A 24,120-nucleotide genomic window follows, 5' to 3' on the forward strand; every position below is an offset into this window, starting at 1 on the left:
TCACTCCGCCGGCATGGCGCGCTGCGGCAGGGTAAAGCCCATCTGCTTGCGCTTTTCCGGCCGCTTGCGCGTCAGCGCCAGCACCATCCCCATCGAGATGGCGATGGCGATCTGCGAGGAGCCGCCATAGGAGATGAAGGGCAGCGTCATGCCCTTTGCCGGCACCAGCTGCAGGTTGACGCACATGTTGATGACGGCCTGCAGGCCGAACACGGTGACCAGACCGCCGACCGCATAACGGGTGAAGTCGTCATGCTCCTTGAGCGCCGTGTTGAGACCGCGCAGCACGATGAAGGCGAAGATCGACATGATGAAGAAACACATGATCAGCCCAAATTCTTCGCCCGCGACCGAGAAGACGAAGTCGGCATGGCTGTCGGGGATGACCCGCTTGACGGTGCCCTCGCCCGGCCCGACGCCGAACCAGCCGCCATTGATCAGCGCATCGCGGCCCATGTCGACCTGGAACGTGTCGCCTTCGCCGGTGAGGAATTTGTCGATGCGCAGCGCGACGTGCGGAAACACCGTATAGGCGGCGAAGACGCCGCCGACGCCGGCAGCGCCCAGCACGATGATCCAAAGCCATGGCAGCCCCGCCATGAAGAACATGATGCCCCAGGTGCCGGTGGTCAGCATGGTTTGGCCGAGGTCCGGCTGCGCCACCAGCAGCGACACGACCAGCACCAGGAGCAGCATGGCGAACAGATTGCCCGGAATGTCGGGCTGGCGCTTGTGCTCGGCGAACAGCCACGCGCACATGATGACGAAGGCCGGCTTGAGGAACTCGGACGGCTGGATGGACAGGCCGGCAAGCGACACCCAGCGGCGCGCGCCCTTCACCTCGACGCCGACATAGAGCACCGCCACCATCAGCACCAGCATCAGGCACAGCATGATCAGCGACATGCGCCGGATCTGCCTGGAATCCAGGAACGAGACCGCCAGCATCACGCCGAGCGCAGGCACGGTGAAGATGATCTGCCGGGTGGCGAAATGGAAACTGTCGAGGCCGATGCGTTCGGCCACCGCAGGACTTGCCGCGAAGGACAACACGATGCCGAGCCCCATCAGCGACAGAAACGCCGCCAGGAACCAGCGATCGATGGTCCACCACCAGGTTGCGACCGGACTTTTGTCGAGACGGCTCTGCATTATCGTGCCCCTCCGATGGGTTTGACGCCATCCATAGCGCTCGCAGCTTGCCTGAAGGCTTCGCCGCGGACCTCGAAATTCTTGAACTGGTCGAAACTGGCGCAGGCCGGCGACAACAGCACCACCGCCTCGCCACTGTCGTCCTTGGCCGCGTCATGCGCGGCATGCTCCACCGCTGCCGCCAGCGTGCCCGAGATCTCGTAGGGCACGGCCTCGCCGAGCGTCGCCGAAAAGGCGGGCGCCGCCTCGCCGATCAGATAAGCCTTGGCGATGCGCGGGAAAAAACCGCGTAGCGGCTCGATGCCGCCTTCCTTGGGCAGGCCGCCGGCGATCCAGTAGATGCGATTGAAGCTGGACAGCGCGGGTGCGGCGGCATCGGCATTGGTCGCCTTGGAATCGTTGACGAACAGCACATGGTCCTTGCGGCCAACCTGCTCCATGCGGTGCGCCAGACCCGGGAAGCTTTCCAGCCCAGACTGGATCTCGCCAAGGTTGAGCCCGACCTTGAGGCAAGCGGCGACGGCGGCCAACGCGTTTTGCGCATTGTGCTGACCACGCAGCGAGCCAATGCCTTCGAGGAAGGCTACCCGGCTGTAGCGGCCGTGCACGGCTTCCATCAGATTGGTGCCGTCGGCGAAATAGCCGTCGGTCAGCGGCAGGCGCTTGGAAATGCGGACGACCTGCCGCCCTGCCCGCTCCAGCCGATCGGCGATCTGCGAGCACCAGGAATCGTCGATGCCGATGATCGCCGTCTCGCTGCCCGCCACCAGCCGCTCCTTGATCGAAGCGTAGTGCTGCATGGTGCCGTGGCGGTCGAGATGGTCGGGCGTCAGATTGAGCAGGATGCCGGCCGTCGGATTGATCGAGGGCGCAAGGTCGATCTGGTAGGACGAGCATTCGACTACATAATGCCGGCCGGGCTTCGGCGGATCGAGCGTCATCACCGCACGGCCGATATTGCCGCCCATCTGCGTGTCGCGCCCGGAGGCTTGAAGGATATGCGCTGTCAGCGCCGTCGTCGTCGACTTGCCGTTGGTGCCGGTGATGGCGATGAAGGGAGCATCCGGCGCACGCTGCGTCCGTTCCCTGCAGAACAGCTCGATATCGCCGATGACCTCGACGCCGGCCCCGCGCGCCAACTCCACGGTCCAGTGCGGCTTGGGATGGGTCAGCGGCACGCCGGGTGACAGCACGAAGGCGGAAAAACCGGCCCAGTCGGCGCCACGCAGATCGCCGGTGGCGATGCCGGTGGCGGCCGCCTTGGCGACGCTGCCGGGATTGTCGTCCCAGGCCAGCACCTCGGCGCCGCCCTCGATCAGCGCGCGCGCCGTGGCGATCCCCGAGCCGCCGAGCCCGAAGAGCGATACACGCTTGCCTGCGAAGGATGCGGCGGGGATCAAGTGGCGGCCTACCTGAGCTTGAGGGTGGAAAGACCGACCAGCGCCAGGATGACGGCGATGATCCAGAAGCGGATCACCACCTGGCTTTCGGTCCAGCCGAGCTTTTCGAAATGATGGTGGATCGGCGCCATCAGGAACACGCGCTTGCCGGTCATCTTGAAGTAGCCGACTTGGATGATGACCGAGAGAATCTCGACCACGAACAGGCCGCCGACGATGACGAGCACGATCTCGTGCTTGGTGGCGACCGCGACCGTGCCGATCAGGCCGCCCATGGCCAGCGATCCGGTGTCGCCCATGAATATCGCCGCGGGCGGCGCGTTGAACCACAGGAAGCCGAGGCCAGCGCCGATGACCGCGCCAAGCACGACCGCCAGTTCACCAGTGCCGGGCACGAAATGGATCTGCAGATATTCGGCGAAAACCGCGTTGCCCGAGAGATAGGCGATGACGCCGAAGGACGCCGCCGCGATCATGATCGGCACGATCGCCAGGCCGTCGAGGCCATCGGTCAGGTTCACCGCATTGCCGGCGCCGACGATGACGAAGCAGGAGAATGGAATGAAGAACCAGCCGAGGTTGATGATGAATTCCTTGGCGAAGGGGAATGTCAGCGACGACGAGAACGGCGCCTGGCCATTGTGCATGATCGCCCAGGCGGCGATGCCGGCGATAACGAATTCCAGCGCAAGCCGCGCCTTGCCGGAGAAGCCGAGATGCGACTGCTTCGTCACCTTCAGATAGTCGTCGTAAAAGCCGATCGAGCCGAAGCCGAGTGTCACCAAAAGCACCACCCAGACATAGATGCTGGACAGGTTCGCCCATAAAAGCGACGAGCCGATGATGCCGGACAGGATCATCAGTCCGCCCATGGTCGGCGTACCTGCCTTTTTGAAATGGGTCTGCGGCCCGTCGGCGCGGATCGGTTGGCCCTTGCCTTGCCTGAGCCGCAGCGAATTGATGATGGTCGGCCCGAAGATGAAGACGATCAGGGCGGAGGTGATCAGCGCCCCGCCGGTGCGGAACGTGATGTAGCGGAAGACATTGAAGACAGAGACCTTGTCCGCGAAATCGACCAGCAGTGTGAACATGCGCTTTCGTCCCCCGACTAGGTCTGGTTGCTTGTTGTCGTTTCAGCCGGGAATTTGCCCAGCAGCGCATCGACCAGTTTTGCAAAACCGATGCCCTTCGACGATTTGATCATCACCACGTCGCCCGGCTTCAGCGCGGCGAGCAGCACCGGCTTCAACTCCTCGACGCCGGCGCGGTATTCCGTCCTGATATCGTCCGGCAGCGCTTCCGCCAGCGACCGCATTTCCGGGCCGCCGAGAAAGACCGTCCGCGTGCCGGTGCCGACGATGAGATCGGCAAGAGCGGCGTGCAGCTTGGCCGAGTGATCGCCGAGCTCGAGCATGTCGCCAAGCACGGCGATGCGCCTGCCCTCGCTCGTTACCGGCGTCGCGTTGAGCAGCGCCATCGCGGCCGCCATCGAGGCAGGATTGGCGTTGTAGCTCTCGTCGATCAGCGTGATCGAGCCACCGGCCTGGCTCGAAATCGGGCCCCCGGCCCGGCCCGAAATCGGGCCACCGGGATGCCGCAGCACGTGGCGCTTGCCGCGCCCGCGCTCGGCCGAGAGATCGGCCAGCGCCAATGCAACCTTGTCGAGATCGGCGCCAACCAGATGGGCGGCGCCAAGCACCGCCAGCACGTTCTGCACCATGTGCCGGCCGGGCGCGCCGATACGGGCGATGATATCGTGGCCGCTGATCCTGGCGACGATGTCGGAATGGTCGGCATGCAACTCGCACTTGACCAGCTTGAAGGTCGAGCGCGCATTCTCGCCGAAGCCATGGATATGCTCGACGCTGGCAGCCTGTGCCATCTTGTACAGCAGCTTGAAACGCGCATCGTCGCGGTTGAGGACGGCAGCACCATCGGGCTCCAGGCCCTCGAAAATCTCGGCCTTGGCCTTGGCGATCTCGTCCAGGTTGCGGAAGAAGCCAAGATGCGCGGCCGCGATCATGGTGACGATGGCGACATGCGGCCGCACCATCTTCACCAGCGGCCGGATCTCGTCGGGATGGTTCATGCCGATCTCGAACACGGCATAGTCGCAATCGGCGGGCATGCGCGCCAAGGTCAGCGGCACGCCCCAATGGTTGTTGAAGGACTGCGCCGAGGCATGCACCTTGCCGACAGCCGAAAGCACGTGGCGCAGCGCCTCCTTGGTCGTGGTCTTGCCCGCTGAGCCGGTCACCGCGATGATCTTGGCTTGCGAGCGGGCGCGCGCCGCGACACCGAGCTTTTCCAGCGCAACCAGGACGTCGTCGACGACGATTATCGGCGCGGTCAACCGGCCAAGTGAGGGCAGCTTGCCTTCGGCCACCACCAGCACGCCGGCGCCGGCCTTGATGGCCGCGGTGACGAAGTCATGGCCGTCCATCGCCTCGCCCTTGATGGCAAAGAAAGCATCGCCCGGCTGCAGGCTGCGGCTGTCGATCGAAATGCCCGATATGCCTTCGGGCATGGGGCCGAGCGGCCGCCCGTCCGTGGCGGCAACCAGCGCTTCCGACGTCCACAGCAAGCTCATGCGGCATGCTCCCGGAGCGCGGCGCGCACTTCCTCGTGGTCGGAGAAATGCAGCGTTTCCGAGCCGATCGTCTGGCCTTCCTCATGACCCTTGCCGGCCACGATCAGCGTATCGCCGGCATGCAGCATGCCGACAGCCTCGTGGATAGCCTTGCGCCGGTCGCCGATCTCCATGGCGCCGGGCGCGGCCCCAAGAATGGCGGCGCGGATGGTTTCGGGCACTTCCGAGCGCGGATTGTCGTCGGTGACGATGACGACATCTGCAAGCCGTGTCGCGATCTCGCCCATGATCGGTCGTTTGCCACGGTCGCGGTCGCCACCACAGCCGAAGACGACCATGACACGGCCGGTGGTGAACGGACGCACCGAGGCCAGCACGTTCTCCAGCGCATCGGGCTTGTGCGCGTAATCGACATAGACCGGCGCGCCGCTCGCCGTGGTGCCGACGAGGTCGAGCCGGCCCGGCGCGCCTTTCAATTTCTCCAATGCCGCCAAGGCTTTGGCGACAGGCGTTCCAGTGGAAATGGCCAGCCCCGCCGAAACCAGCGCATTCGCGATCTGGAAATCGCCGGCGAGCGGCAGGTCGATCTCGTGGATCACACCGTCGGCCTCGACCTCGGCACGCTGGCGATGACGCTCATGCTCGACCCGCTTCAGCCTGAGGAAATCGCCATGGCGGCCGACCGTCAGCACATCAAGCCCGGCGGCCCGCGCCGCCTTTATCGTCGGCTCGGACCACGGATCGTCGGCGAAGACGACGGCGGGGGCGCCCTTCGGCAGCAACGTGTCGAACAGGCGCAATTTGGCGCGATGATAATCCTCGATCGTCGGATGGTAATCCATGTGGTCGCGGCCGAGATTGGTGAAGCCCCCGGCCGAGAGCTTCACCCCATCGAGGCGGCGCTGGTCGAGCCCGTGGCTGGAGGCCTCCATCGAGGCGTGGGTAACGCCGGCATCGGCCAATTCCCTGAGCAACCGGTGCAGGGCGACCGGATCGGGTGTCGTCAGCGAACCATATTCGTTGCGGCCGGGCGCGACCACGCCAGTGGTGCCGATCGAGGCGGCGGCGTATCCCGCCTGCTCCCAAATCTGCCTGGTGAAGGCGGCAACCGATGTCTTGCCGCTGGTGCCGGTAACCGCGACCATGGTTTGCGGCTGTCTGCCGAAGTAGCGGGCGGCACTCAACGCCAGTGCCAGGCGCGGATCATCGACCGCCAGCACCGGAACCGGCAAATCGGCAAGGGCGCTGCCTTTGCCCAGGACGATCATGGCGGCGCCACGCCGGGCCGCATCAGCGGCGTAGCTCGCGCCATCGGCCTTGGTTCCGGCAAGCGCGAAAAAGACGACGCCCGGTTTTACCTGGCGGGAATCGGACGAGATGCCGGTGACCTCCAGATCGGCGGAAGCTGTTCCTTCGACTGGCAGGATACCGGCTAGATCTTTGAGCTTCATCGAGTCCCGTTCACCGCAACAAAATAGCGCGCAGTTGCCGGCGCGCCCTAAGAATCACTGATAGGAAACCAGCGTTGCACCATTTTCATGGCTGAAATCTGGCTTCACGCCAAGCATGGCCGCTGAACGCCTGATGATATTGCCGGCCATAACCCCAGCATTGTTGGCGGCGACGTCGGTCATCCCAGGCTTTTCCGGATGCGGGGCGTCGGCGATGGTGAACACCAGATATTGCGGATCGTCCATCGGGAAGGCGGCGACGAAGGTGTTGAAATTCAACTCCTTCGAGTAACGGCCGTTGATGACCTTCTCGGCCGTTCCGGTCTTGCCGCCGACGCGGTAGCCGGGAACGCGGGCGTTTCTGGCCGAGCCCTTTTCGGCGTTGAGCGTGTAGAGGTAGCGCATGCCCTCGACGGTTTTGTCGGCGACCACTTTCTTGGCTGCCGCCATCGCGTCCTCTTGGCTGCGGACCAGGAATGTCGGCTCCATCAGATATCCGCCATTGACCAGCGCTGCGCAGCCGACAGCCGCCTGCAGCGGCGTCGTCGACACGCCATGGCCGAAGGCGATGGTGAACGAGTTGACCTGCTTCCAGACTTTCGGCTCGGTCGGGCGGGCGACTTCGGGCAGTTCGGTCTGCATCTTCTCCAGAATGCCGAGGCGGTGCAGGAATTCGCGGTGCGCCTCGATGCCGACCAGCTCTGCCTCCCTGGCCGATCCGATGTTGGACGAATAGAGGAACACCTCCGGCAACGACAGCACACGGTTCTTGCCGTGGAAATCGTGAATGGCCTGGTGGCCGACGCGGATTGGATGCGAAGCGTCGAAGCGGCTCGACATCGTCGCCTTGCCGGAATCGAGCGCCATGGCAGAGGTGAAGCTTTTGAACGTCGAGCCCATTTCATAGAGCCCCGCCGACATCCGGTTGAGCCGGTCCTTGTCCTGCGCATTGTAGGGATTGTTCGGATCGAAATCCGGCACCGAGGCCATGGCCACCACTTCGCCGGTCTTGACGTTGAGCACGACCGCGCCTGCGCCCATGGCGCGATAGCGTTCCAGGCCGGCGGCAATCTCGTCGCGCACCACATGCTGGACGCGCAGGTCGATCGAAAGCTTCACCGGCCTGAGATCCTTCGCCACCGCCAGGCCCGACGCCTGCAGGTCGCTCAGGCCCTGCTCATCGATATATTTCTCCATGCCGGAAATGCCCTGGTTGTCGATGTTGGTCAGACCGACAACGTAGGACGAGGTTTCGCCGCTTGGATAGAAACGGCGCTTTTCGGTGCGGAAGCCAAAACCGGGAATGCCGAGCTGCATGATGTCGGCCTGCTGCTTGGGCGTCAGCTGCCGCTGCAGCCAGACGAAGCCGGCGCCGCTCTTCAGCTTGTGATAGGTCTGCTCGTAGTCGATTTCGGGCAGCACCGTCGACAGCTTCTCGATCGCCTCGTCGGCATCGACGATGCGGCGCGGTTCGGCGAACAGCGACGCCGTCTTGATGTCGGTGGCCAGCACTTCGCCGTTGCGGTCGACAATGTCGGGCCGCGAGGCGGTCACCCGGCTCTGCGGGCCGCCCGACAGGTCGGGTGTCTGGAAACCGAGATAGACCAGCCGCCCGGATATGGTCGAGAAGATGCCGAAGAACACGGCCATCGTCATCACGATGCGCGCCTTGCCCTTGCCGCCTGTCGCCTTGCGGGCGCCTTCGACCACGATCGATCTGTCCTCGCCCGTCCTGGCGCGCCTTACCGACGCGAAGCGCTTCAGCAGTTTGCCGATCATTGGGCGATGTCTCCGGTCACGACGGGATCCTTGTCGCCTGAAGGCGCCTTATCGGAATTGTCGGCCATCGCGCCCTGGCGCCCGTTCAGGATGTCCTGGATATCGAGGGCCTTGGCCGGCAGGTCGCCCAGGCCCACGATCTGGCGGGCGCTGACCGGCTCCAGCGCGAGCTGCGACTTATAGAGTTCGGCCAGCTTCTGCAGGCGCGACGGCTGGGTGAGCAGGCTCCAGTCGGCCTTGAGCAGGTCGATCGTGTCCTCCTCGTAACGGATCTCGGCATGGATCTTCTGCACGGCCGCCAACTGGTCCTCGGCCTCGCGCTTGGCCTTGTAGGTCAGGGCGGCCGCCGAAACCATGACGGCGATCAGGACAATGTCGCTGGTACGAAACACGTGCTTACCTCTCCCCCGGCCGGTCGATGCCGGGAAGTTTTGGAAGGCCGAAAATCGAAAAATCGTCGCCGCGCGCCGGAGCCTCGGTGCGGATCGCGGCACGCAACCTGGCCGAGCGGGCGCGTGGGTTGGCCGCAACCTCGGCATCGCCTGCGGTCACCCCGCCACCAGCCTTGCGGAATGTCGCGGTGCGCGCCTGCGCCTCCGGCATGTGGCGCGAGCCGGTCATGGTGTCGGCGCGGTCGGCGATGAAGCGCTTGACGATGCGGTCTTCCAGCGAATGGAACGTCACCACGGCGAGCCGTCCACCAGGCTTCAGCGCGCGTTCGGCCGCGAACAGCGCCCTGGCCAGTTCGCCGAGCTCGTCATTGACGAAGATGCGCAGCGCCTGGAAGACGCGGGTCGCCGGATGGATCTTGTCCTTCGGCGCGCGTCCAATATGGGTTTCGATCGCATCGGCGAGTTCGAGCGTGCGCTCAAATGGGCGTTTTTCCCGGCGCGCCTCGATCATGCGGGCGATGCGGCCGGCGTGACGCTCTTCGCCGAGGAAGCCGAAGATGCGGGCAAGGTCGCCCGGCTTGAAACTGTTGACGACATCGGCAGCACTCAGGCCCGCCTGCGCCATGCGCATGTCGAGCGGTCCGTCGTTGCGGAAGGAAAAGCCGCGCTCGGCCTGGTCGAGCTGCATGGAGGAAACGCCGATGTCGAGCACGACGCCATCGACGCTTTCGACGTGCTCGTCGAGCGTCGAGAACGGCGCCTGCACCAGCTTCAGCCGGCCGCCGGATTGCGCCTCGAGGTCGCGGCCGGCCGCGATGGCATCCGGATCGCGGTCGATGGCAATCACGGACGCGCCTGCCGCCAGGATGGCCTTGGTGTAGCCGCCGGCGCCGAACGTGCCGTCGATGACGATGTCGCCCTCCGCCGGCGCCAGCGCTTCCAGCACTTCGCCAAGGAGGACCGGAATGTGGCGGACCGATCCGCCAACGGCGTTGATATCATCGCCGTGGCCCACCGTCATTCCGGTCGCTCCCCAGCCTTGGCCTCGCGAGCCTTCGTCCCCTGCCGAAGCTGCAAAAGCCTGGCACGCGCCTGCGCGCCGTAGGTCGCAAGCCGTCCCGGCTCCCAGATCTGAAAGAAATTGCCGCGCCCGACAAAGGCCACCTCCGCGGAAATGCCGGCATGTTCGCGAATGAAATCGGTCATGGTGATGCGGCCGTCCTGGTCGAGTTTCAGGAACGCTCCGTCGCCATGGCAGAAGAACGACATGTCGTCCGCAGCCTGCAGGAACGGGTCTTCCCGCGCGATGCGTTGTTCGTAGCGATCGAGCAGATCGAGCCCGCCGACATCCATCGCCGGCAGATCCAGGCACCGCAGCGCATAGAGTTCCGAATAGCCGCGCTTCTGCACCACGGCACGGAAATGCGCCGGAACGGACACCCGTCCCTTCGCATCGATCCTGCTCACCGTGTTCGACAGAAACCGGTCCATCACACGTTGCAGCCGCCTGCGCGGCCGCACCCCTCTTCATCGTGTCGCACGCGCCACCGCAGCGCTGCGTCTGCCCCGCACCAACCTCGTCCACACGGGCAAAAAACGGCAAACGCGCAGCCGCCGCGGCTGCCCGATTGGCGTACGCTTTACCCTGACGCGGAACGAAGGCTTTGATGTCGAAATGGGATACCATGGGGCACTATGGGCGTCAACGGGAATAGGCTTCACAAACATGCGCATCACGGCGACGAGAAGGCTTTGACGGCACGTCTCGTCTTTATGGTCTATTAAGCCTAACGAACCGTTTAGAGCCTCGCTGGTCTAACTGGAGACGCCTTGCCGCGAGCCGCGGCCGGGCATAGCGTCTCCCCATATCACCGATCGCCAAGGGATTTGAAACTCGATGTCTGAAACTGCCAAATCGCGCGCCGCGGCCCTTCCCCATTTGCGTCGCAGCGGGTTTGCCATGGGCGATTCCATTCCCCTGCCACTGACCATGGCCGCCATCTTCCATGCACCGGGCGATGCCACCGGCTTCAACCAGTACGGCCGTTTCAGCAACCCGACCTGGGATGCCGTCGAACACATGTTGTCCCATTTGGAAGACGCGCCCTGCGTCGGCTTTCCCTCGGGAATGGCAGCGATCTCGGCGGCATTCTTTGCCATGCTCAAGGCCGGCGACCATGTCCTGCTGCCTTCGGACGGTTATCACACCACCAGGGCGCTGGCTGATCGCTTCCTGCAACCGCTCGGTGTCTCCTACGATGTCCGGCCGACATCGACTTTCCTTGACGGCGGTTTTGCGGGCTATCGCCTGGCCTTCGTCGAAACGCCGGCCAATCCGGGGCTGGACATCTGCGATATCGCCGCTGTCGCCGAAGCCGTCCACAAGGCCGGCGCGCTGCTGGTGGTCGACAACACGACGATGACGCCCTTCGGCCAGCGCCCTCTCGATCACGGCGCCGATATCGTTGTCGCCGCCGACACCAAGGCACCCAATGGCCATTCCGACGTGCTGTTCGGACATGTTGCCAGCCGCAATGCGGATATCATCGCCGCCGTGACCGGCTGGCGCGAGGTCTCGGGCAGCATCCCCGGGCCGTTCGAAGCCTGGCTGGTGCATCGCGGCCTGGAAACATTGGATGTGCGCTTCGACCGCATGTGTTCGTCGGCGGAAGTGATCGCGCGGCGCCTGCAAGGCCATCGGGCGATCAACGGCCTGCGCTATCCCGGCCTGGAAGGCGATCCCTCGCACAATCTTGCCCGCGCCCAGATGGAGCGCTTCGGCTTCCTCATCTCCTTCGAACTCGCTTCCGAGCAGAAAGCCGAGGATTTCATCAACAATTGCGACCTGATGCAGGCCGCGACCTCCTTCGGCGGCGTCCACACCTCGGCCGAGCGGCGCTTGAAGCGAGGCGACGCGGTTCCGGCCGGCTTCGTTCGCCTGTCGGTCGGTTGTGAGCCGGTGGAAGAACTCTGGAAGGCGATCGAGGCCTCGCTGGACAGGATCAGCGACTGACAAATCGACCACGAGCGGGTCAGCGTTTGATGGGATCGCCGAACCGCCCTAACTCCTTGTTTTACGCAATTACGCGATTCCGCAAGGGAAAGCGCTAGCGCTTCTCCTGGATTGCTTAGGAGCCGAGGTCATTGGCTTCGATGTTGCGCCGACCATGCAGCACGCGAAGAACTTCGATCGCATCACCGCCGACCCGGTACAAGGTGAGATATTCGCCGACAATCAGATGGCGGATACCCGGCGCAATGTCGTTGCGTGGCGCACCTGAGAAGGGATTAAGTCGACAATTGCTGCCATCTTGCCGCTAAACGATCAAGCAACCGGTCCGCTGCTGCCTCGTTGTTGCCCGCAATATGAAGCCGGATCGCAACCAAATCCTCTTCCGCACGAGCGCTGCGGTCGATTGGCAGCAACTTCATGCCGCGTCGTCAGATCGCAGACGCCTGCGGGCCTCCGCCTTGATTTCGTCCATCGAGGCAAACCGACCAGGCCCGCTGTCGATCCCCTCCTGCACCAGCTTGCGCAGTTCCTCAACCGTGTAGCCCATCAGGTCGCGGCGGTCCTTCCATTGCCTCAACGCATCGCGGATCACCTCGCTCGCCGAAGCGTATTCTCCAGCCGCGACCACATCGTCGACGGCCTGAGCCAACTCCGGCGAAAGCGTGATGCTGCGTTTGTCGACCTGACCCACGATAGGCTCCTGATGATGAGCCGTGATGGTACGATTTAATCGCACCAGTTTCAAGAAAAGTCGGCGGATATCTCTGTCTTGCGGCGGGGCAAATCAGCGCCATGCGTTGAATCAGAAGCTGCGCCCATGGGCGTAACCTTCTGGCATCAAAGGCTTTATCCCAGATGTCGTGGAGAGAAACTGCCAGCTGGCCTGTAAGCCGGGTTTTGTATGGCCCTCGCCCCTTGCGAGGCGAGAACGTGGCGGCCATTCATCTTGGGCGCATGTTGCCATGCGCCTCACGCAACCTACCCGGACGGTGGACCGGAAACAGCCCTCGAGGGTTCCCCCTCGCACCGCCCCTATTCGGTCTTGCTCCCGGTGGGGTTTACCGTGCCGCTCCTGTTGCCAGTCGCGCGGTGGGCTCTTACCCCACCCTTTCACCCTTACCCCGACAAAGTCGTGGCGGTTTGCTTTCTGTGGCACTTTCCCTGGGGTCGCCCCCGCCGGCCATTAACCGGCACCGTGTTTCCATGGAGCCCGGACTTTCCTCACCCGCGGCCTTTCGGCGTTTGCGGGTGCGGCCGCCCGGCCAGCTGGCAGGGCGTATAAAGGGGTTCACACCGCAAAACGCAACCGAAAAAGCCGTCGTGCCCGGTTCTTGTCAAGCCGGTGCGCCGACAGCCGCCAACTGGACCTTGACCTTGCTGCAATAGGCCGCCGAAACCGGGTTCATGCGGGTGGCGCCATGGCCGGCATTGTATTTCAGGATGGTGCCGCAGGTCGTGCCGCCGCCGAGGTCGCGCGCCATGGCGAGGTACTTCATGCCGTATTTGATGTTGGTGTCGGGATCGAACAGGCCCTTGGCCGACCCGCTGTAACCCATCATGCGCGCGGTTGCCGGCTTGATCTGCATCAGTCCGATCTCGCCGGCGCCGCCGACCATATTCGGCCGGTAGTTGCTTTCGATCTTGATCACGGCCTGGGCCAGCGACACCGGAACCCCGTAGGTCGCCGCGTAGCGGCCGACAATCGCGGAATACTGGCCACCGCTCGTCACCGCCGCGGTCGCCGCAGCGACGTTGCCGAGACCGATCGATGCGGTCGTCGTCATGTCCACGGTTTTGCGGCCGCGCTTTGTCTGCCTCTTGGCGGAGGATTTCCCTGCCCCGGTCTTACTTGCCTTGGTCCCACTTGCCTTGGCCCAGCTTGCCTTTTCCACTTTCGCGGAAACCTGCTTCGTCGTCTTGTTGCTTTTGGCCGAAATGGCCTTGCCTTTGGCGGATGCCGCGACGAGGCCCTGGTCGGCCCGTGGACTTAACGGCGCGGCGTCGGCCGCACTGAAGGCAAAACTCATTACCCCGGCAGCAAGAGCTGCCGTTAAAACGGTCAATTTCTGCATGTGATCCTGTTCTGTTGGGGCCACGCGAAGATCTTCGCGTGGCATCGCTTGATCAATATCGGAACACCCGGGGGGATGGACGTCCGACAAACTGTACGAAACGCCCTTTGAAGTCCGATTTGGCGCCAATGAAGGCGAGGCAAGTCACTTTCAGTGACAGTTTGTAACTTTATGACCAGCGAGGATTACTTGGACCCGCTCTTGACCTGAGGTCAATTCCTCGCGGAAGCAAGCAGTTTCTGCAGCGTGCGCATCGTCGAGCCGTCGGCGATTCCGTCGATCCGGCGCGGTCGAAAATGCCGTTGAAAGGCCTCAACGACAATTCGTGTCCGGTCGTCGAAAATGCCCGATATCTCGACGCCATAGCCATAAAGCGACAGCATCGACTGCAGCGTCTCCACATCGGCACCGCGGTCACCGGACTTCAGCGCGGCTCCGCGCCTGACGGGAGCGGCCGGCACGAGATGACCGACACCGGCCTTAAACAGCGCGGCCCATGGGAACTTCTCGCCGGGATCGATCTTGCGCCCCGGCGCCACGTCGGAGTGCGCCAACACCCGCTGGGGGGTGATCGCGTGCCGCGTGACAATCCCCTTGCACAGCTCGATGACCGCCGTGATCTGACGTTTCGGAAAGCCGGGATAGCCCAGTGAATGGCCGGGATTGACGATTTCGATGCCGATCGAGCAGGAATTGATGTCGGTGCGTCCGAACCAGGAACTCTGGCCGGCGTGCCACGCGCGATCGCTTTCCCGCACCATCTGCACGACGTGACCATTCTCATGGACGAGATAATGCGACGAGACTTCACTCGCCGGATCGCACAGCCAGGCTTCGGCCGCGGCCCCGGTAGCCATGCCCGTGTAGTGCAGCACAATCATGTCGGGCTTCTGCGCGTCGCGCCTTGGCCCGAAATTCGGCGATACCCTGACCTCGGCGCTTGGCTCGTCGGGCAGGAAGCCGCTCATGCGTGCCGCAGACCCCGCTCGATCATCTCGTAGGCGGCGTTGATCGCCGCGACCCTGGTCGTCGCGATCTTGATGAATTCCTGCGGCAGCCCGCGCGCGATCAGCCGATCCGGGTGGTTGTCCGACACCAGCTTGCGATAGCGTTTCCTGACCTCCTCGAACGGCTTGCCCCGCTCGATGCCGAGGACGACATAGGGGTCACCGGCACCAAGATTGACGTGCCGCGCCATGATCGATTCGTAATGCGTCTCGTCAATACGGAAGATCTCGGCGATACGGTGCAGGAAGATGCCTTCGCGCTCATGCACCAACCCATCGGCCTTGGCGATGTGGAACAGGCCATCGAGTATGTCTTCCAACATCACGCAATTGGAGTGCCCGGAGCCGCAGAGCTGCGCCATGCGCTCGGCATAGGTCTCGAAACCGGCCACATCCCGCTGGGCCAGATCGAACAGCCGCGCGACGTTGCGCGTCTCCTTCGGCGGCACTTCGAAAATTTCCTGGAAGGCGCGCACCTCATCCTGGGTGACGATACCGTCGGCCTTGGCCATCTTGGCCGACAGCGCGATCATCGCCACCGAGAAGGCGACGCGGCGGCGCAGGTCGGCATCGCCGGAGAAAACCGTGCGCACAGCTTCAACCACGTCGGCGACGCCTGACGTGGTTGAAGACGAAACCCGCGTGATGAAGTCGCCGAGGCGGTCCCAAATCGACATGGCCAGCTTCATAGAGCCAACCGGTCCCCGCTATCAAGCCAATAACGGCCACTCTCTATCGGGTCCGTGGCCACCGACGATCCACGGTCCCGAGCGCGGTCTCCACGAGAAAGGCCGGCATGAAGCCGGCCTTCCTCCCAAGACACCTACTGCTTACAAACTACTGCGCGGGCGCAGGAGCGGGCGTTGCCGGAGCCGGCTCGGCAGGCTTGGTCGAATTATCGGCCGGGGCCGCGGGCTTCATCGGCTGCTCGGCAGCCGGCGGATTGGTGCTCTGCGTGGTGGTGTTGTCAGTGCCTGTGCCACTGTCGCTGCAGGCGGCAACGCCCAGCAGGGCCAGGGCGGACACCGAAGCAAGAATGAGCTTTTTCATTACGTCTCTCCTTCAACACACGTTCACGTTGCGGTGAACGGTCGAAGGAGAAATGCCCCGGACGGCCATGGGTTTCATAACGTTGCGTTTCCGCCTGTAACATCAATGGCATGCAGGCGACATTGCTGCCGGCGCTTGGGCGCTTTAACAACGATAACGAAAACGAATACCGGAGACAGCCGCATGACCGCGAAATGGGATTTCTGGATCGATCGCGGCGGCACCTTCACCGATATTATCGGCCGTGACCCGCAAGGCGGGCTGCATCCGCGCAAATTGCTGTCGGAGAATCCTGAGGCCTATGCCGATGCGGCCATTCAGGGCATCCGCGACCTGCTCGACCTTGAACCGGCCGCCGCGATCCCGTCCAGCCTGATCGGCGACATCAAGATGGGCACGACCGTGGCCACCAACGCCCTCCTGGAGCGCAAGGGCGACCGCGTGTTGTTGCTCATCACCAAGGGGTTTCGCGATGCGTTAGGGATTGCGTACCAGGCGCGACCGGACATCTTCGCCAAGGAGATCATCCTTCCCGAACAGCTCTATGAGCGCGTCATCGAGGTCGACGAGCGTGTGCTCGCCGACGGCCGCGTCGAACGGCTGCTCGACATATCAGCCTGCCGGCCGGCCATAGAACAAGCGAAAGCCGATGGCATCGATGCGGTGGCGATCGTCTTCATGCATGCCTGGAAATATCCCGATCACGAGAAGGCGGTGGCCAAGGTCTGCCGCAAGCTTGGTTTCGGACAGGTCTCGGTCAGCCACGAGGTCTCGCCGCTGATCAAGCTGGTCGGCCGCGGCGACACCGCGGTGGTCGACGCCTATCTGTCGCCGATCCTGTCGCGCTATGTGCAAAGGGTGGCGGGAGAACTGGGGGTGGCGGGAGAACCGGGTGCGGCGGGAAAAAACAACGAATCCCCTCGCCTGATGTTCATGATGTCTTCTGGCGGGCTCACCGCCGCCGACATGTTCCAGGGCAAGGACGCATTGCTGTCGGGCCCGGCCGGCGGCGTGGTCGGCATGGTCGAGACGGCGAAGCTCGCCGGTTTCGACAAGGTCATCGGCTTCGACATGGGCGGTACGTCCACCGACGTCGCCCACTATGACGGCGAGTATGAACGGGCCTTCGACACGGAAGTCGCCGGTGTGCGCGTCCGCGCGCCGATGATGCGCATCCACACGGTCGCCGCCGGCGGCGGCTCGATCCTGCACTACGAGGCCGGGCGTTTCCGCGTCGGACCGGACTCCGCGGGCGCCAATCCCGGCCCCGCCGCCTACCGGCGCGGCGGCCCGTTGGCGGTGACCGATGCCAATGTCATGCTCGGCAAGCTGCAGCCCGACTTCTTCCCGTCGATCTTCGGTTCCGGCCAGGACGCGCCGCTCGACGCGCAAACCGTACGTGCGAAATTCGCGGCACTTGCCGCTGAGATCGGCGATGGCCGGCCGCCCGAATCGGTCGCCGAGGGCTTCGTCACCATCGCGGTCGAGAACATGGCCAATGCGATCAAGAAGATTTCTGTGCAGCGCGGCTACGACGTCACCGAATACCTCCTGAACTGCTTCGGCGGCGCCGGCGGACAGCACGCGTGCCTGGTCGCGGACGCGCTTGGCATGGAGGCCGTGCTGATCCATCCCTTCTCCGGCCTGCTTTCGGCCTATGGCATCGGCTTGGCCTCCGTGTTCGCCTCGCGCCAGCAGGCGCTGCTCAAGCCGCTCGCCGAAGAGTCCAGAACGGAGATTGGCGGCCTCATCGCCACCTTGAAAAAGGCCGTGATCGCGGAACTGGCGGCGCAAGGCATCGCCAAGGACGCGGTTGCCACCAGGCCGGTGCTGCACATTCGCTATGACGGCACCGACACGACCCTCCCGGTGAATTTTGAGAACGATTCGATCTTCCAGGCAAAGCGCGATTTCGAAATCGCCCACAAAGCGCAATTCGGTTTCGTCTATGACGACAAGCCGATGGTGGTCGAGACCGTCGGCGTCGAGGGCACCGAAACCGGCCAGACCAGCGCCGAGGCCCATGCGCCTGCCGGACCGGCAAGGGTCCATCCAGCCGCTTCCGAGACCCGGCTAATCTACACGGAAGGCCAGTGGCATGAAGCTGGCGTCTACCGTCGCGAGACCCTCGGACCGTCCAATCTGGTCGCCGGCCCCGCCTTGATCATCGAGCCGAACCAGACCATCGTCGTCGAGCCGGGCTGGCTTGCTGAAATCACCAACCTCAATCACGTCGTCATCCGTCGCACGGAAAAGAAAGCGCGCGCCGCTGCCCTGGGCACGCAAGCCGATCCGGTGATGCTCGAAGTCTTCAACAATCTCTTCATGTCGATCGCCGAGCAGATGGGCGTGACGCTGCAGAACACCGCCTATTCCGTCAACATCAAGGAAAGGCTGGATTTTTCCTGCGCCGTCTTCGACCACACCGGGGCGCTGGTCGCCAATGCGCCGCACATGCCGGTGCATCTCGGCTCCATGGACCGTTCGGTCGAAACCATCATCCGGCTGAACTCCGGCGACATCCACCCTGGCGACGTCTTTGCCTTGAATGCCCCCTATAATGGCGGCACGCATCTGCCCGACATCACCGTGGTGACACCGGTCTTCGACGACATCAGGAAAAACATCCTCTTCTGGGCGGCCTCGCGCGGCCACCATGCCGACATTGGCGGCACCGCCCCGGGCTCGATGACGCCGCTCGCCACCACGGTCGACGAGGAAGGCATTCTGTTCGACAATTTCCGCATCGTCGACGGCGGAAAATTCCGCGAGACGGAGCTGCATACGCTGCTCACCGATCATCGCTACCCCGCCCGCAACCCGCACCAGAACATCGCCGATCTCAAGGCACAGATTGCCGCCAACGAGAAGGGTGTCGCCGAACTGCGCAAGATGGTCTCCCATTTCGGACTTGATGTCGTCGAGGCCTATATGGGCCATGTCCAGGACAATGCCGCCGAGAGCGTGCGCCGGGTGCTGGAGCGGCTGCCGGACACGTCGGAATATGAATATCCGACCGATACCGGCCAGGTCATCAAGGTGAAGATCACGGTCGATCGCCAAAAGCGCGAGGCGACCGTCGACTTCACCGGCACGTCGCCTGTCATGAAGAACAATTTCAACGCCCCTGAGCCGGTGGCGCGCGCGGCCGTGCTCTACGCCTTCCGCGTCATGGTCGAGGACATGATCCCGATGAATGCCGGCTGCCTCAGGCCGATCAACATCGTCATTCCCGACGGCTGTATGCTGAAGCCCGCCTACCCTGCCGCCGTCGTCGCCGGCAATGTCGAGACCTCGCAGCACGTAACCAATGCGCTGTTCGGCGCCATGAGCGCGATGGCCAATGCGCAGGGCACGATGAACAACCTGACTTTCGGCAACAAGAAGTACCAATATTACGAGACCATCTGTTCCGGCTCGCCGGCCGGCCATATGAACTCCGGCCGCGGCTTTGCCGGCACCTCCGGCGTGCACACCCATATGACCAATTCGCGCCTAACCGATCCGGAGGTGCTTGAACTGCGCTTTCCCGTGGTGCTGGAGGATTTTCACATCCGCGAAGGCTCGGGCGGCAAGGGCAAATGGAACGCCGGCGACGGCACCAAACGCACCATCCGCTTCCTCGAGAAAATGGAATGCGCGATCCTGTCCTCGCACCGCAACCGCCCGCCACGGGGGCTGGATGGCGGCGGCGACGGCGAAGTCGGCTCGACCAAGGTCCGCCGCAACGACGGCACGGTCAAGGTGCTGAAGGCCTGCGACCAGACCGTGCTCGACGCTGGCGAGGCGGTGATCGTGACGACGCCGACGCCGGGCGGGTTTGGCAAGCTGTAAGGAAGACGTCAACAGGCTGTCACCGGCCTGTCATGACCCTGCGATACCCGCTTGCGGCAAAGCAAATGGGGAATCACTTTGCCATGACGGACGTCTCCTCGGATCTGGTTTTTCGCCGCGGCAAGGAAGTTGGAAAAGCCGTCTACCAGAACCGCGCGCTTTCGAAAGCTGGCATTTCCGAGCGGCTGTTCGCCTTCCTGTTTTCCGGCCTTGTCTATCCGCAGATCTGGGAAGATCCTGACGTCGACATGGACGCGATGCAACTTGGCCAGGGTCATCGCGTCGTCACCATCGCTTCCGGCGGCTGCAACATCCTGGCCTACCTTACCCGTTCGCCGGCACGGATCGACGCTGTCGACCTCAACGCCGCTCACATCGCGCTGAACCGCATGAAGCTTGAGGCAGTCCGCCATCTGCCTTCGCAGAGCGACCTGTTCCGCTTCTTCGGCGCCGCCGACACCAGCCACAATTCGGAAGCCTACGACCGTTTCATCGCGCCGCATCTCGACCCGGTCAGCCGCCACTATTGGGAACACCGCAACTGGCGCGGCCGCCGGCGTATTGGTGTCTTCGACCGCAATTTCTACCAGACCGGCCTGCTCGGCCTGTTCATCGCCATGGGCCACCGCACGGCGAAATTGTTCGGCGTCAACCCGGCCCGCATGATGGAAGCCAGGAATATCGGCGAACAGCGCCGCTTCTTCAACGAGGAGCTGGCGCCGGTCTTCGACAGGAAGCTTCTGAAATGGGCGACCTCGCGAAAAGCCTCGCTGTTCGGTCTCGGCATTCCGCCGGCGCAGTATGATTCGCTGATCACCTCCGGCGACGGCACCATGGCCAGCGTGCTTAAGGCCCGCTTGGAGAAGCTTGCCTGCGACTTCCCCTTGGAAAACAATTACTTCGCCTGGCAGGCCTTTGCTCGCCGCTACCCGGAACCAGGCGAGGCCGCCCTGCCCGCCTATCTGGAAAAGCACAATTACGAGACCATCCGCGGCAATGTCGACCGCGTCGCCATCCATCACGCCAACCTGATCGAATTCCTCGCCGGCAAGGATGCCGGCGCCGTCGACCGCTTCATCCTGCTCGACGCGCAGGACTGGATGACCGATGACCAGCTCAATGCACTGTGGTCGGAAATCACCCGCTCCGCCTCCACTGGGGCGCGCGTCATTTTCCGCACCGCTGCCGAGCCCAGCCTGCTGCCGGGCCGCGTTTCCACCTCGCTTCTCGACCAGTGGGATTACCAGAACGAGGCCTCGCGCGAATTCTCGGCCCGCGACCGCTCGGCCATCTATGGCGGCTTCCACCTCTATGTGAAGCGCGCCGCATGAGCACGACGGAGCTGCCGGCCAGCCACGCCGAACTGATGGACGGCGTCTACCGCTGGCAGCGCCATGTCTACGACCTGACCCGCAAATACTACCTGCTCGGCCGCGACAAGCTGATATCGGGACTGGACGTGCCATCGGGCGGCACCGTACTGGAACTCGGCTGCGGCACCGGCCGCAACATCATCCTCGCCGCCCGCGCCTATCCAGACGCGCGCTTCTTCGGCCTCGATATTTCGGCCGAAATGCTGGAGACGGCAGGCGCCGCGGTTGCCCGCGAAGGCCTCTCTGATCGCGTCATGCTGGCAAGGGGCGATGCCACGGATTTCAACGCGAAGGCGCTGTTTGGCCAAGGCAGCTTCGACCGCGTCTTCGTATCCTATTCGCTGTCGATGATCCCGGGCTGGGAGAAGACGGTATCGGCAGCACTTGCCGCGCTGGCCCCGATGGGCTCGCTGCACGTCGTCGATTTCGGCCAGCAGGAAGGTCTGCCAGGCTGGTTCCGCACCTTGCTGCGCGGCTGGCTGAAAAAATTCCACGTCACGCCGCGTGAATCCCTGCGCGACGTTCTGGAATCGGAAGCCGAGCGAACCGGCGCAACCTTCCGTTTCCGCACGCTTTATCACGGTTATTCCTGGCTGGCTGTGATCAAGCTCGGCACCTGACATCGCAGACAAAACAGCCGTAGAACCCGGCGCGCTTTCGCCATCGGCGGCCCAACGCTCCAATTCCAAGGTCAATCCGGTGAACGCGATCAGCAGGGTTCGCCCTTCGCGATTGCAGAATGACCCAAAGGGTGGTACACTATCTCCATGCTGGAGATAGAAAGTGATCGTCGGGTTTCGGGACGGATGGCTGCGAGCCTTTTTCGTGGAAGACATCCATTCCCGCAACATTCCGTCCGATCTTGAAGGCCGGTTGTTCCGCAAGCTCCAGATGATCGATGACGCGACGACCGATCAGGATTTGCGCGTACCGCCGAGCAATCACTTCGAAAAGTTGCGTGGTAGTCTCGATGGCTTCCACTCAATCCGCGTCAACAACCAATGGCGGCTGATCTTTCGGTGGAATGGCGGCCGTGGTGAAGCGTCGGATATCCATCTCGACGATCATAGCTACAGATGAGACGACACATGTTGATGACCACACGCAAGCCGGCAACGGTGGGTGAAATCCTCACGGAAGAATTTATGCAACCACTTGGCCTGACACAGGCTGCTTTGGCGGAAGCGATGGGGGTTCAGCGCAAGCATGTCAACGAATTGTGCAACGACCGCCGCAACGTGACGGCCGCGACCGCGCTCATTCTTGCGCGGGTCTTTGGCAACAGCCCGGATTTCTGGCTCAACGTGCAGCGCCGCAGCGATCTTTGGCAGGTCATGAATTCACCCGAGGAGCGGGCGCGGATTGATCGCGCCAAGCCTTTGGCGACCGCGGCCTAGAAGAAACTCTACAGCAACCGACTGCCGCTTAATGCAGCGCCTTCACGAGCGCTCCCACCATTGCTTGCGGGCGGTAGTTGAACTTGGCCGGCGTTAGCCCGAGCCGCACCACCACCAATTGCTCAGACGGAATGATGGCGACGGTCTGTCCGTCATGGCCCTCCATCCAGTAAGTGTCCTTCGGCAGCCCGGCCGCGACGCCGGCGCCGGGGTTTTCCTCGTCGCCCGGCGCTTCGATCCATAACTGGCCCTTGCCGTAGACCTTCGAGGCGGATGCCGGCTCGCGCATCCATTCCACGAAGCCGGCCGGCAGGATTTGGTTGCCGTTCCATACACCGCCCTGCAGCAGGAACTGGCCGAAGCGGGCCCAGTCATGCGCTGTGGCGTAGAGATAGGACGAGCCGACGAAAGTGCCCTGCTCGTCGGTCTCGAGCACCGCGCTACGCATGCCGAGCGGCTCGAACAGCGCCATGCGCGGCCACGTCAATGCCTTGGCCTTGTCGCCGATCGCGTCCTGCCAGACGCGTGACAGCATCACCGCCGTGCCACTCGAATAGGAAAACGTCTTGCCGACCTCACCGGTGAGGGGTTTGGTTGCGGCAAAGCCCGCCATGTCAGGTTCGAGATAGAGCATGCGCGTGACGTCGGCGACGTCGCCATAATCCTCGTTGAACTCCAGCCCGCTCGACATCGCCATCATGTCGGCAAGGCTGATCGCGGCGCGGCCGTCGGCCTTCCACGGCGTGAACAGGCCCTTGTTGTCGACCGTCATCTTCCCATCCTTGACCAGCGTGCCGACGATAGCGGCATTCACTGTCTTGGTCATCGACCAGCCGAGCAGCGGCGTCTTGGCCGAAAAACCGTCGCCGTAGCGTTCGGCGACGACGCGGCCGTTCTTGATCACCACGATCGCGCGCATGCCGGTGCCGGCCAGCGCGTCATCCCCGACGATCTTCGAGACCTCGAGATTTTGCGAGGCATCGACCCGTTCGCCCTCGGGCCACAGCGCATCCTGACTGGTCGGCGATGGCGAGGCGTGGGTTGCCGTGCGCCGCGCCTTGCCGACATCGCCGTCGGGGACCGAGGCGCAGCCCAGCCCGTCGCGGGCAACCGCCTCGCTCTTGCCGAGGAAGCCGAGCAGGCCGGCCGAAACCGTCCCCCGGTTCTTGTCGACCGAAACCCGCATCAAGCGCAGCAGCGGGTGGCCCGGCGCCTGCACGTCGACGGCCAGCACCTCGTTGGCATCGCGCCCGGCGATGAAGACGTTGGAGCAGACGATCTTGGCCGAATAGCCCGAGCCGACGCGGATCAGTTCCGGCGGCGCGATATAGAGCCAGGCAAACAGCGCGGCGATAGCCAGCACGATCAGGCCAAGCAGCCATTTGACGATCTTGACGACGAACCGCATCCATTGCCTCCCAGGCATTCGCCTGACGTTTATGTCATCGAATTGCCGCCATTGCTTCCGCAAAATCGGGCCTCTTGTCGACCGCCATAAACCAGATATCAACCATGATCGGCGATCACAGGGGTGCATGTCGGCCAAAAGCGCTCAGCGGTTTTGGGACAACGACATGCACGAAAAACGAATATGCCAGGCGATGCGTGGG

Annotated in this window: 22 protein-coding genes and 1 other RNA gene; 6 read left to right on the forward strand and 17 right to left on the reverse strand. The window is 63.5% G+C overall.

Features of this window, described 5'->3' with window-relative positions:
- The 9 genes from ftsW to mraZ are packed head-to-tail and all read right to left on the reverse strand — an operon-like array spanning window position 1 to window position 10,255.
- Window positions 1-1,152 carry a putative lipid II flippase FtsW gene (gene ftsW, locus LB524_RS01775; RefSeq protein WP_015317209.1) on the reverse strand — a complete coding sequence of 384 codons (1,152 nt, stop codon included), beginning with the start codon at window positions 1,150-1,152 and terminating at the stop codon, window positions 1-3.
- Entirely contained in the window at window positions 1,152-2,552 is a 1,401-nt protein-coding gene (gene murD, locus LB524_RS01780; protein ID WP_224523340.1) for a UDP-N-acetylmuramoyl-L-alanine--D-glutamate ligase, read from the reverse strand. Before murD ends, ftsW begins: the two co-directional genes overlap by 1 nt.
- An 8-nt stretch (window positions 2,553-2,560) precedes the next feature.
- A complete protein-coding gene (gene mraY, locus LB524_RS01785; protein ID WP_015317207.1) occupies window positions 2,561-3,643 on the reverse strand; it encodes a phospho-N-acetylmuramoyl-pentapeptide-transferase in 1,083 nt (360 codons plus the stop codon).
- 17 nt (window positions 3,644-3,660) lie between these two features.
- On the reverse strand, window positions 3,661-5,142 hold the full coding sequence (locus tag LB524_RS01790) for a UDP-N-acetylmuramoylalanyl-D-glutamyl-2,6-diaminopimelate--D-alanyl-D-alanine ligase (protein ID WP_224523342.1): 1,482 nt from the start codon (window positions 5,140-5,142) through the stop codon (window positions 3,661-3,663).
- Window positions 5,139-6,593, reverse strand: coding sequence for a UDP-N-acetylmuramoyl-L-alanyl-D-glutamate--2,6-diaminopimelate ligase (locus LB524_RS01795; RefSeq protein WP_224523345.1), 1,455 nt, complete (start codon window positions 6,591-6,593; stop codon window positions 5,139-5,141). Before LB524_RS01795 ends, LB524_RS01790 begins: the two co-directional genes overlap by 4 nt.
- A 54-nt stretch (window positions 6,594-6,647) precedes the next feature.
- A complete protein-coding gene (locus LB524_RS01800) occupies window positions 6,648-8,372 on the reverse strand; it encodes a peptidoglycan D,D-transpeptidase FtsI family protein (RefSeq protein ID WP_224523347.1) in 1,725 nt (574 codons plus the stop codon).
- Window positions 8,369-8,764: a hypothetical protein gene (locus LB524_RS01805; RefSeq protein WP_015317203.1), complete on the reverse strand. Its 396-nt coding sequence runs from the start codon at window positions 8,762-8,764 to the stop codon at window positions 8,369-8,371. Before LB524_RS01805 ends, LB524_RS01800 begins: the two co-directional genes overlap by 4 nt.
- Before the next feature lie 4 nt (window positions 8,765-8,768).
- A complete protein-coding gene (gene rsmH / locus LB524_RS01810) occupies window positions 8,769-9,785 on the reverse strand; it encodes a 16S rRNA (cytosine(1402)-N(4))-methyltransferase RsmH (protein ID WP_015317202.1) in 1,017 nt (338 codons plus the stop codon).
- Window positions 9,782-10,255 carry a division/cell wall cluster transcriptional repressor MraZ gene (gene mraZ / locus LB524_RS01815; RefSeq protein ID WP_140615622.1) on the reverse strand — a complete coding sequence of 158 codons (474 nt, stop codon included), beginning with the start codon at window positions 10,253-10,255 and terminating at the stop codon, window positions 9,782-9,784. The genes rsmH and mraZ overlap by 4 nt, the downstream gene beginning before the upstream one ends.
- Before the next feature lie 406 nt (window positions 10,256-10,661).
- Between mraZ and LB524_RS01820 the strand changes: the two genes are divergently transcribed.
- The gene (locus LB524_RS01820) at window positions 10,662-11,777 is read left to right on the forward strand and encodes a cystathionine gamma-lyase (RefSeq protein ID WP_140615620.1); all 1,116 of its coding nucleotides are present in this window, start codon (window positions 10,662-10,664) and stop codon (window positions 11,775-11,777) included.
- A 115-nt stretch (window positions 11,778-11,892) separates the two neighbouring features.
- Here LB524_RS01820 and LB524_RS28765 read toward each other — a convergent pair whose 3' ends face one another.
- The 7 genes from LB524_RS28765 to LB524_RS01855 all read right to left on the reverse strand — a co-directional run bounded on the left by LB524_RS28765 (window position 11,893) and on the right by LB524_RS01855 (window position 15,906).
- Window positions 11,893-12,024 (reverse strand): type II toxin-antitoxin system RelE/ParE family toxin, encoded by a 132-nt coding sequence (locus tag LB524_RS28765; protein WP_318012210.1) that lies wholly within the window; start codon window positions 12,022-12,024, stop codon window positions 11,893-11,895.
- Window positions 12,025-12,192: 168 nt separating this feature from the next.
- Complete coding sequence (locus LB524_RS01830) at window positions 12,193-12,468, reverse strand: type II toxin-antitoxin system ParD family antitoxin (RefSeq protein WP_140615618.1); 276 nt, start codon at window positions 12,466-12,468, stop codon at window positions 12,193-12,195.
- Between the two features lie 179 nt (window positions 12,469-12,647).
- An RNA gene (gene rnpB / locus LB524_RS01835) (RNase P RNA component class A) lies at window positions 12,648-13,047 on the reverse strand.
- A 64-nt stretch (window positions 13,048-13,111) separates the two neighbouring features.
- On the reverse strand, window positions 13,112-13,849 hold the full coding sequence (locus tag LB524_RS01840) for a lytic transglycosylase domain-containing protein (RefSeq protein ID WP_140615616.1): 738 nt from the start codon (window positions 13,847-13,849) through the stop codon (window positions 13,112-13,114).
- 212 nt (window positions 13,850-14,061) lie between these two features.
- The gene (locus LB524_RS01845) at window positions 14,062-14,817 is read right to left on the reverse strand and encodes an N-acetylmuramoyl-L-alanine amidase (protein WP_140615614.1); all 756 of its coding nucleotides are present in this window, start codon (window positions 14,815-14,817) and stop codon (window positions 14,062-14,064) included.
- A complete protein-coding gene (locus LB524_RS01850) occupies window positions 14,814-15,533 on the reverse strand; it encodes a J domain-containing protein (protein ID WP_041163805.1) in 720 nt (239 codons plus the stop codon). Before LB524_RS01850 ends, LB524_RS01845 begins: the two co-directional genes overlap by 4 nt.
- Before the next feature lie 160 nt (window positions 15,534-15,693).
- Window positions 15,694-15,906, reverse strand: a complete 213-nt coding sequence (locus tag LB524_RS01855; RefSeq protein ID WP_015317194.1) for a hypothetical protein — start codon at window positions 15,904-15,906, stop codon at window positions 15,694-15,696.
- A 183-nt stretch (window positions 15,907-16,089) separates the two neighbouring features.
- Between LB524_RS01855 and LB524_RS01860 the strand changes: the two genes are divergently transcribed.
- The 5 genes from LB524_RS01860 (at window position 16,090) to LB524_RS01880 (ending at window position 22,510) form a co-directional block, all read left to right on the forward strand.
- A complete protein-coding gene (locus tag LB524_RS01860; RefSeq protein WP_224523348.1) occupies window positions 16,090-19,740 on the forward strand; it encodes a hydantoinase B/oxoprolinase family protein in 3,651 nt (1,216 codons plus the stop codon).
- Between the two features lie 32 nt (window positions 19,741-19,772).
- Complete coding sequence (locus tag LB524_RS01865) at window positions 19,773-21,071, forward strand: DUF3419 family protein (RefSeq protein WP_041163423.1); 1,299 nt, start codon at window positions 19,773-19,775, stop codon at window positions 21,069-21,071.
- Window positions 21,068-21,733: a class I SAM-dependent methyltransferase gene (locus tag LB524_RS01870; RefSeq protein ID WP_140726082.1), complete on the forward strand. Its 666-nt coding sequence runs from the start codon at window positions 21,068-21,070 to the stop codon at window positions 21,731-21,733. The genes LB524_RS01865 and LB524_RS01870 overlap by 4 nt, the downstream gene beginning before the upstream one ends.
- 163 nt (window positions 21,734-21,896) lie before the next feature.
- A complete protein-coding gene (locus LB524_RS01875; RefSeq protein ID WP_140615608.1) occupies window positions 21,897-22,193 on the forward strand; it encodes a type II toxin-antitoxin system RelE/ParE family toxin in 297 nt (98 codons plus the stop codon).
- Window positions 22,194-22,201: 8 nt separating this feature from the next.
- Window positions 22,202-22,510 (forward strand): HigA family addiction module antitoxin, encoded by a 309-nt coding sequence (locus tag LB524_RS01880; protein WP_015317189.1) that lies wholly within the window; start codon window positions 22,202-22,204, stop codon window positions 22,508-22,510.
- A 28-nt stretch (window positions 22,511-22,538) separates the two neighbouring features.
- On the opposite strand, the gene LB524_RS01885 is transcribed toward LB524_RS01880, so the two are convergent.
- Window positions 22,539-23,918, reverse strand: coding sequence for a serine hydrolase domain-containing protein (locus LB524_RS01885; RefSeq protein WP_224523350.1), 1,380 nt, complete (start codon window positions 23,916-23,918; stop codon window positions 22,539-22,541).
- Window positions 23,919-24,120 lie beyond the last annotated feature (202 nt).

Origin of the sequence: Mesorhizobium sp. ESP6-5, assembly GCF_020164695.1 — a bacterium.
Taxonomy (GTDB): Bacteria; Pseudomonadota; Alphaproteobacteria; order Rhizobiales; family Rhizobiaceae; genus Mesorhizobium; species Mesorhizobium australicum.

Coding starts and splice junctions, on each gene's coding strand:
- LB524_RS01885 (WP_224523350.1), bottom strand. CDS start 23,918: ATGCGGTTCGTCGTCAAGATCGTCAAATGGCTGCTTGGCCTGATCGTG.
- rsmH (WP_015317202.1), bottom strand. CDS start 9,785: ATGACGGTGGGCCACGGCGATGATATCAACGCCGTTGGCGGATCGGTC.
- LB524_RS01865 (WP_041163423.1), top strand. CDS start 19,773: ATGACCCTGCGATACCCGCTTGCGGCAAAGCAAATGGGGAATCACTTT.
- LB524_RS01880 (WP_015317189.1), top strand. CDS start 22,202: ATGTTGATGACCACACGCAAGCCGGCAACGGTGGGTGAAATCCTCACG.
- LB524_RS01860 (WP_224523348.1), top strand. CDS start 16,090: ATGACCGCGAAATGGGATTTCTGGATCGATCGCGGCGGCACCTTCACC.
- mraY (WP_015317207.1), bottom strand. CDS start 3,643: ATGTTCACACTGCTGGTCGATTTCGCGGACAAGGTCTCTGTCTTCAAT.
- LB524_RS01820 (WP_140615620.1), top strand. CDS start 10,662: ATGTCTGAAACTGCCAAATCGCGCGCCGCGGCCCTTCCCCATTTGCGT.
- ftsW (WP_015317209.1), bottom strand. CDS start 1,152: ATGCAGAGCCGTCTCGACAAAAGTCCGGTCGCAACCTGGTGGTGGACC.
- mraZ (WP_140615622.1), bottom strand. CDS start 10,255: ATGGACCGGTTTCTGTCGAACACGGTGAGCAGGATCGATGCGAAGGGA.
- LB524_RS01870 (WP_140726082.1), top strand. CDS start 21,068: ATGAGCACGACGGAGCTGCCGGCCAGCCACGCCGAACTGATGGACGGC.
- LB524_RS01840 (WP_140615616.1), bottom strand. CDS start 13,849: ATGCAGAAATTGACCGTTTTAACGGCAGCTCTTGCTGCCGGGGTAATG.
- LB524_RS01850 (WP_041163805.1), bottom strand. CDS start 15,533: ATGTCGATTTGGGACCGCCTCGGCGACTTCATCACGCGGGTTTCGTCT.
- LB524_RS01845 (WP_140615614.1), bottom strand. CDS start 14,817: ATGAGCGGCTTCCTGCCCGACGAGCCAAGCGCCGAGGTCAGGGTATCG.
- LB524_RS01795 (WP_224523345.1), bottom strand. CDS start 6,593: ATGAAGCTCAAAGATCTAGCCGGTATCCTGCCAGTCGAAGGAACAGCT.
- LB524_RS01790 (WP_224523342.1), bottom strand. CDS start 5,142: ATGAGCTTGCTGTGGACGTCGGAAGCGCTGGTTGCCGCCACGGACGGG.
- LB524_RS01855 (WP_015317194.1), bottom strand. CDS start 15,906: ATGAAAAAGCTCATTCTTGCTTCGGTGTCCGCCCTGGCCCTGCTGGGC.
- LB524_RS01800 (WP_224523347.1), bottom strand. CDS start 8,372: ATGATCGGCAAACTGCTGAAGCGCTTCGCGTCGGTAAGGCGCGCCAGG.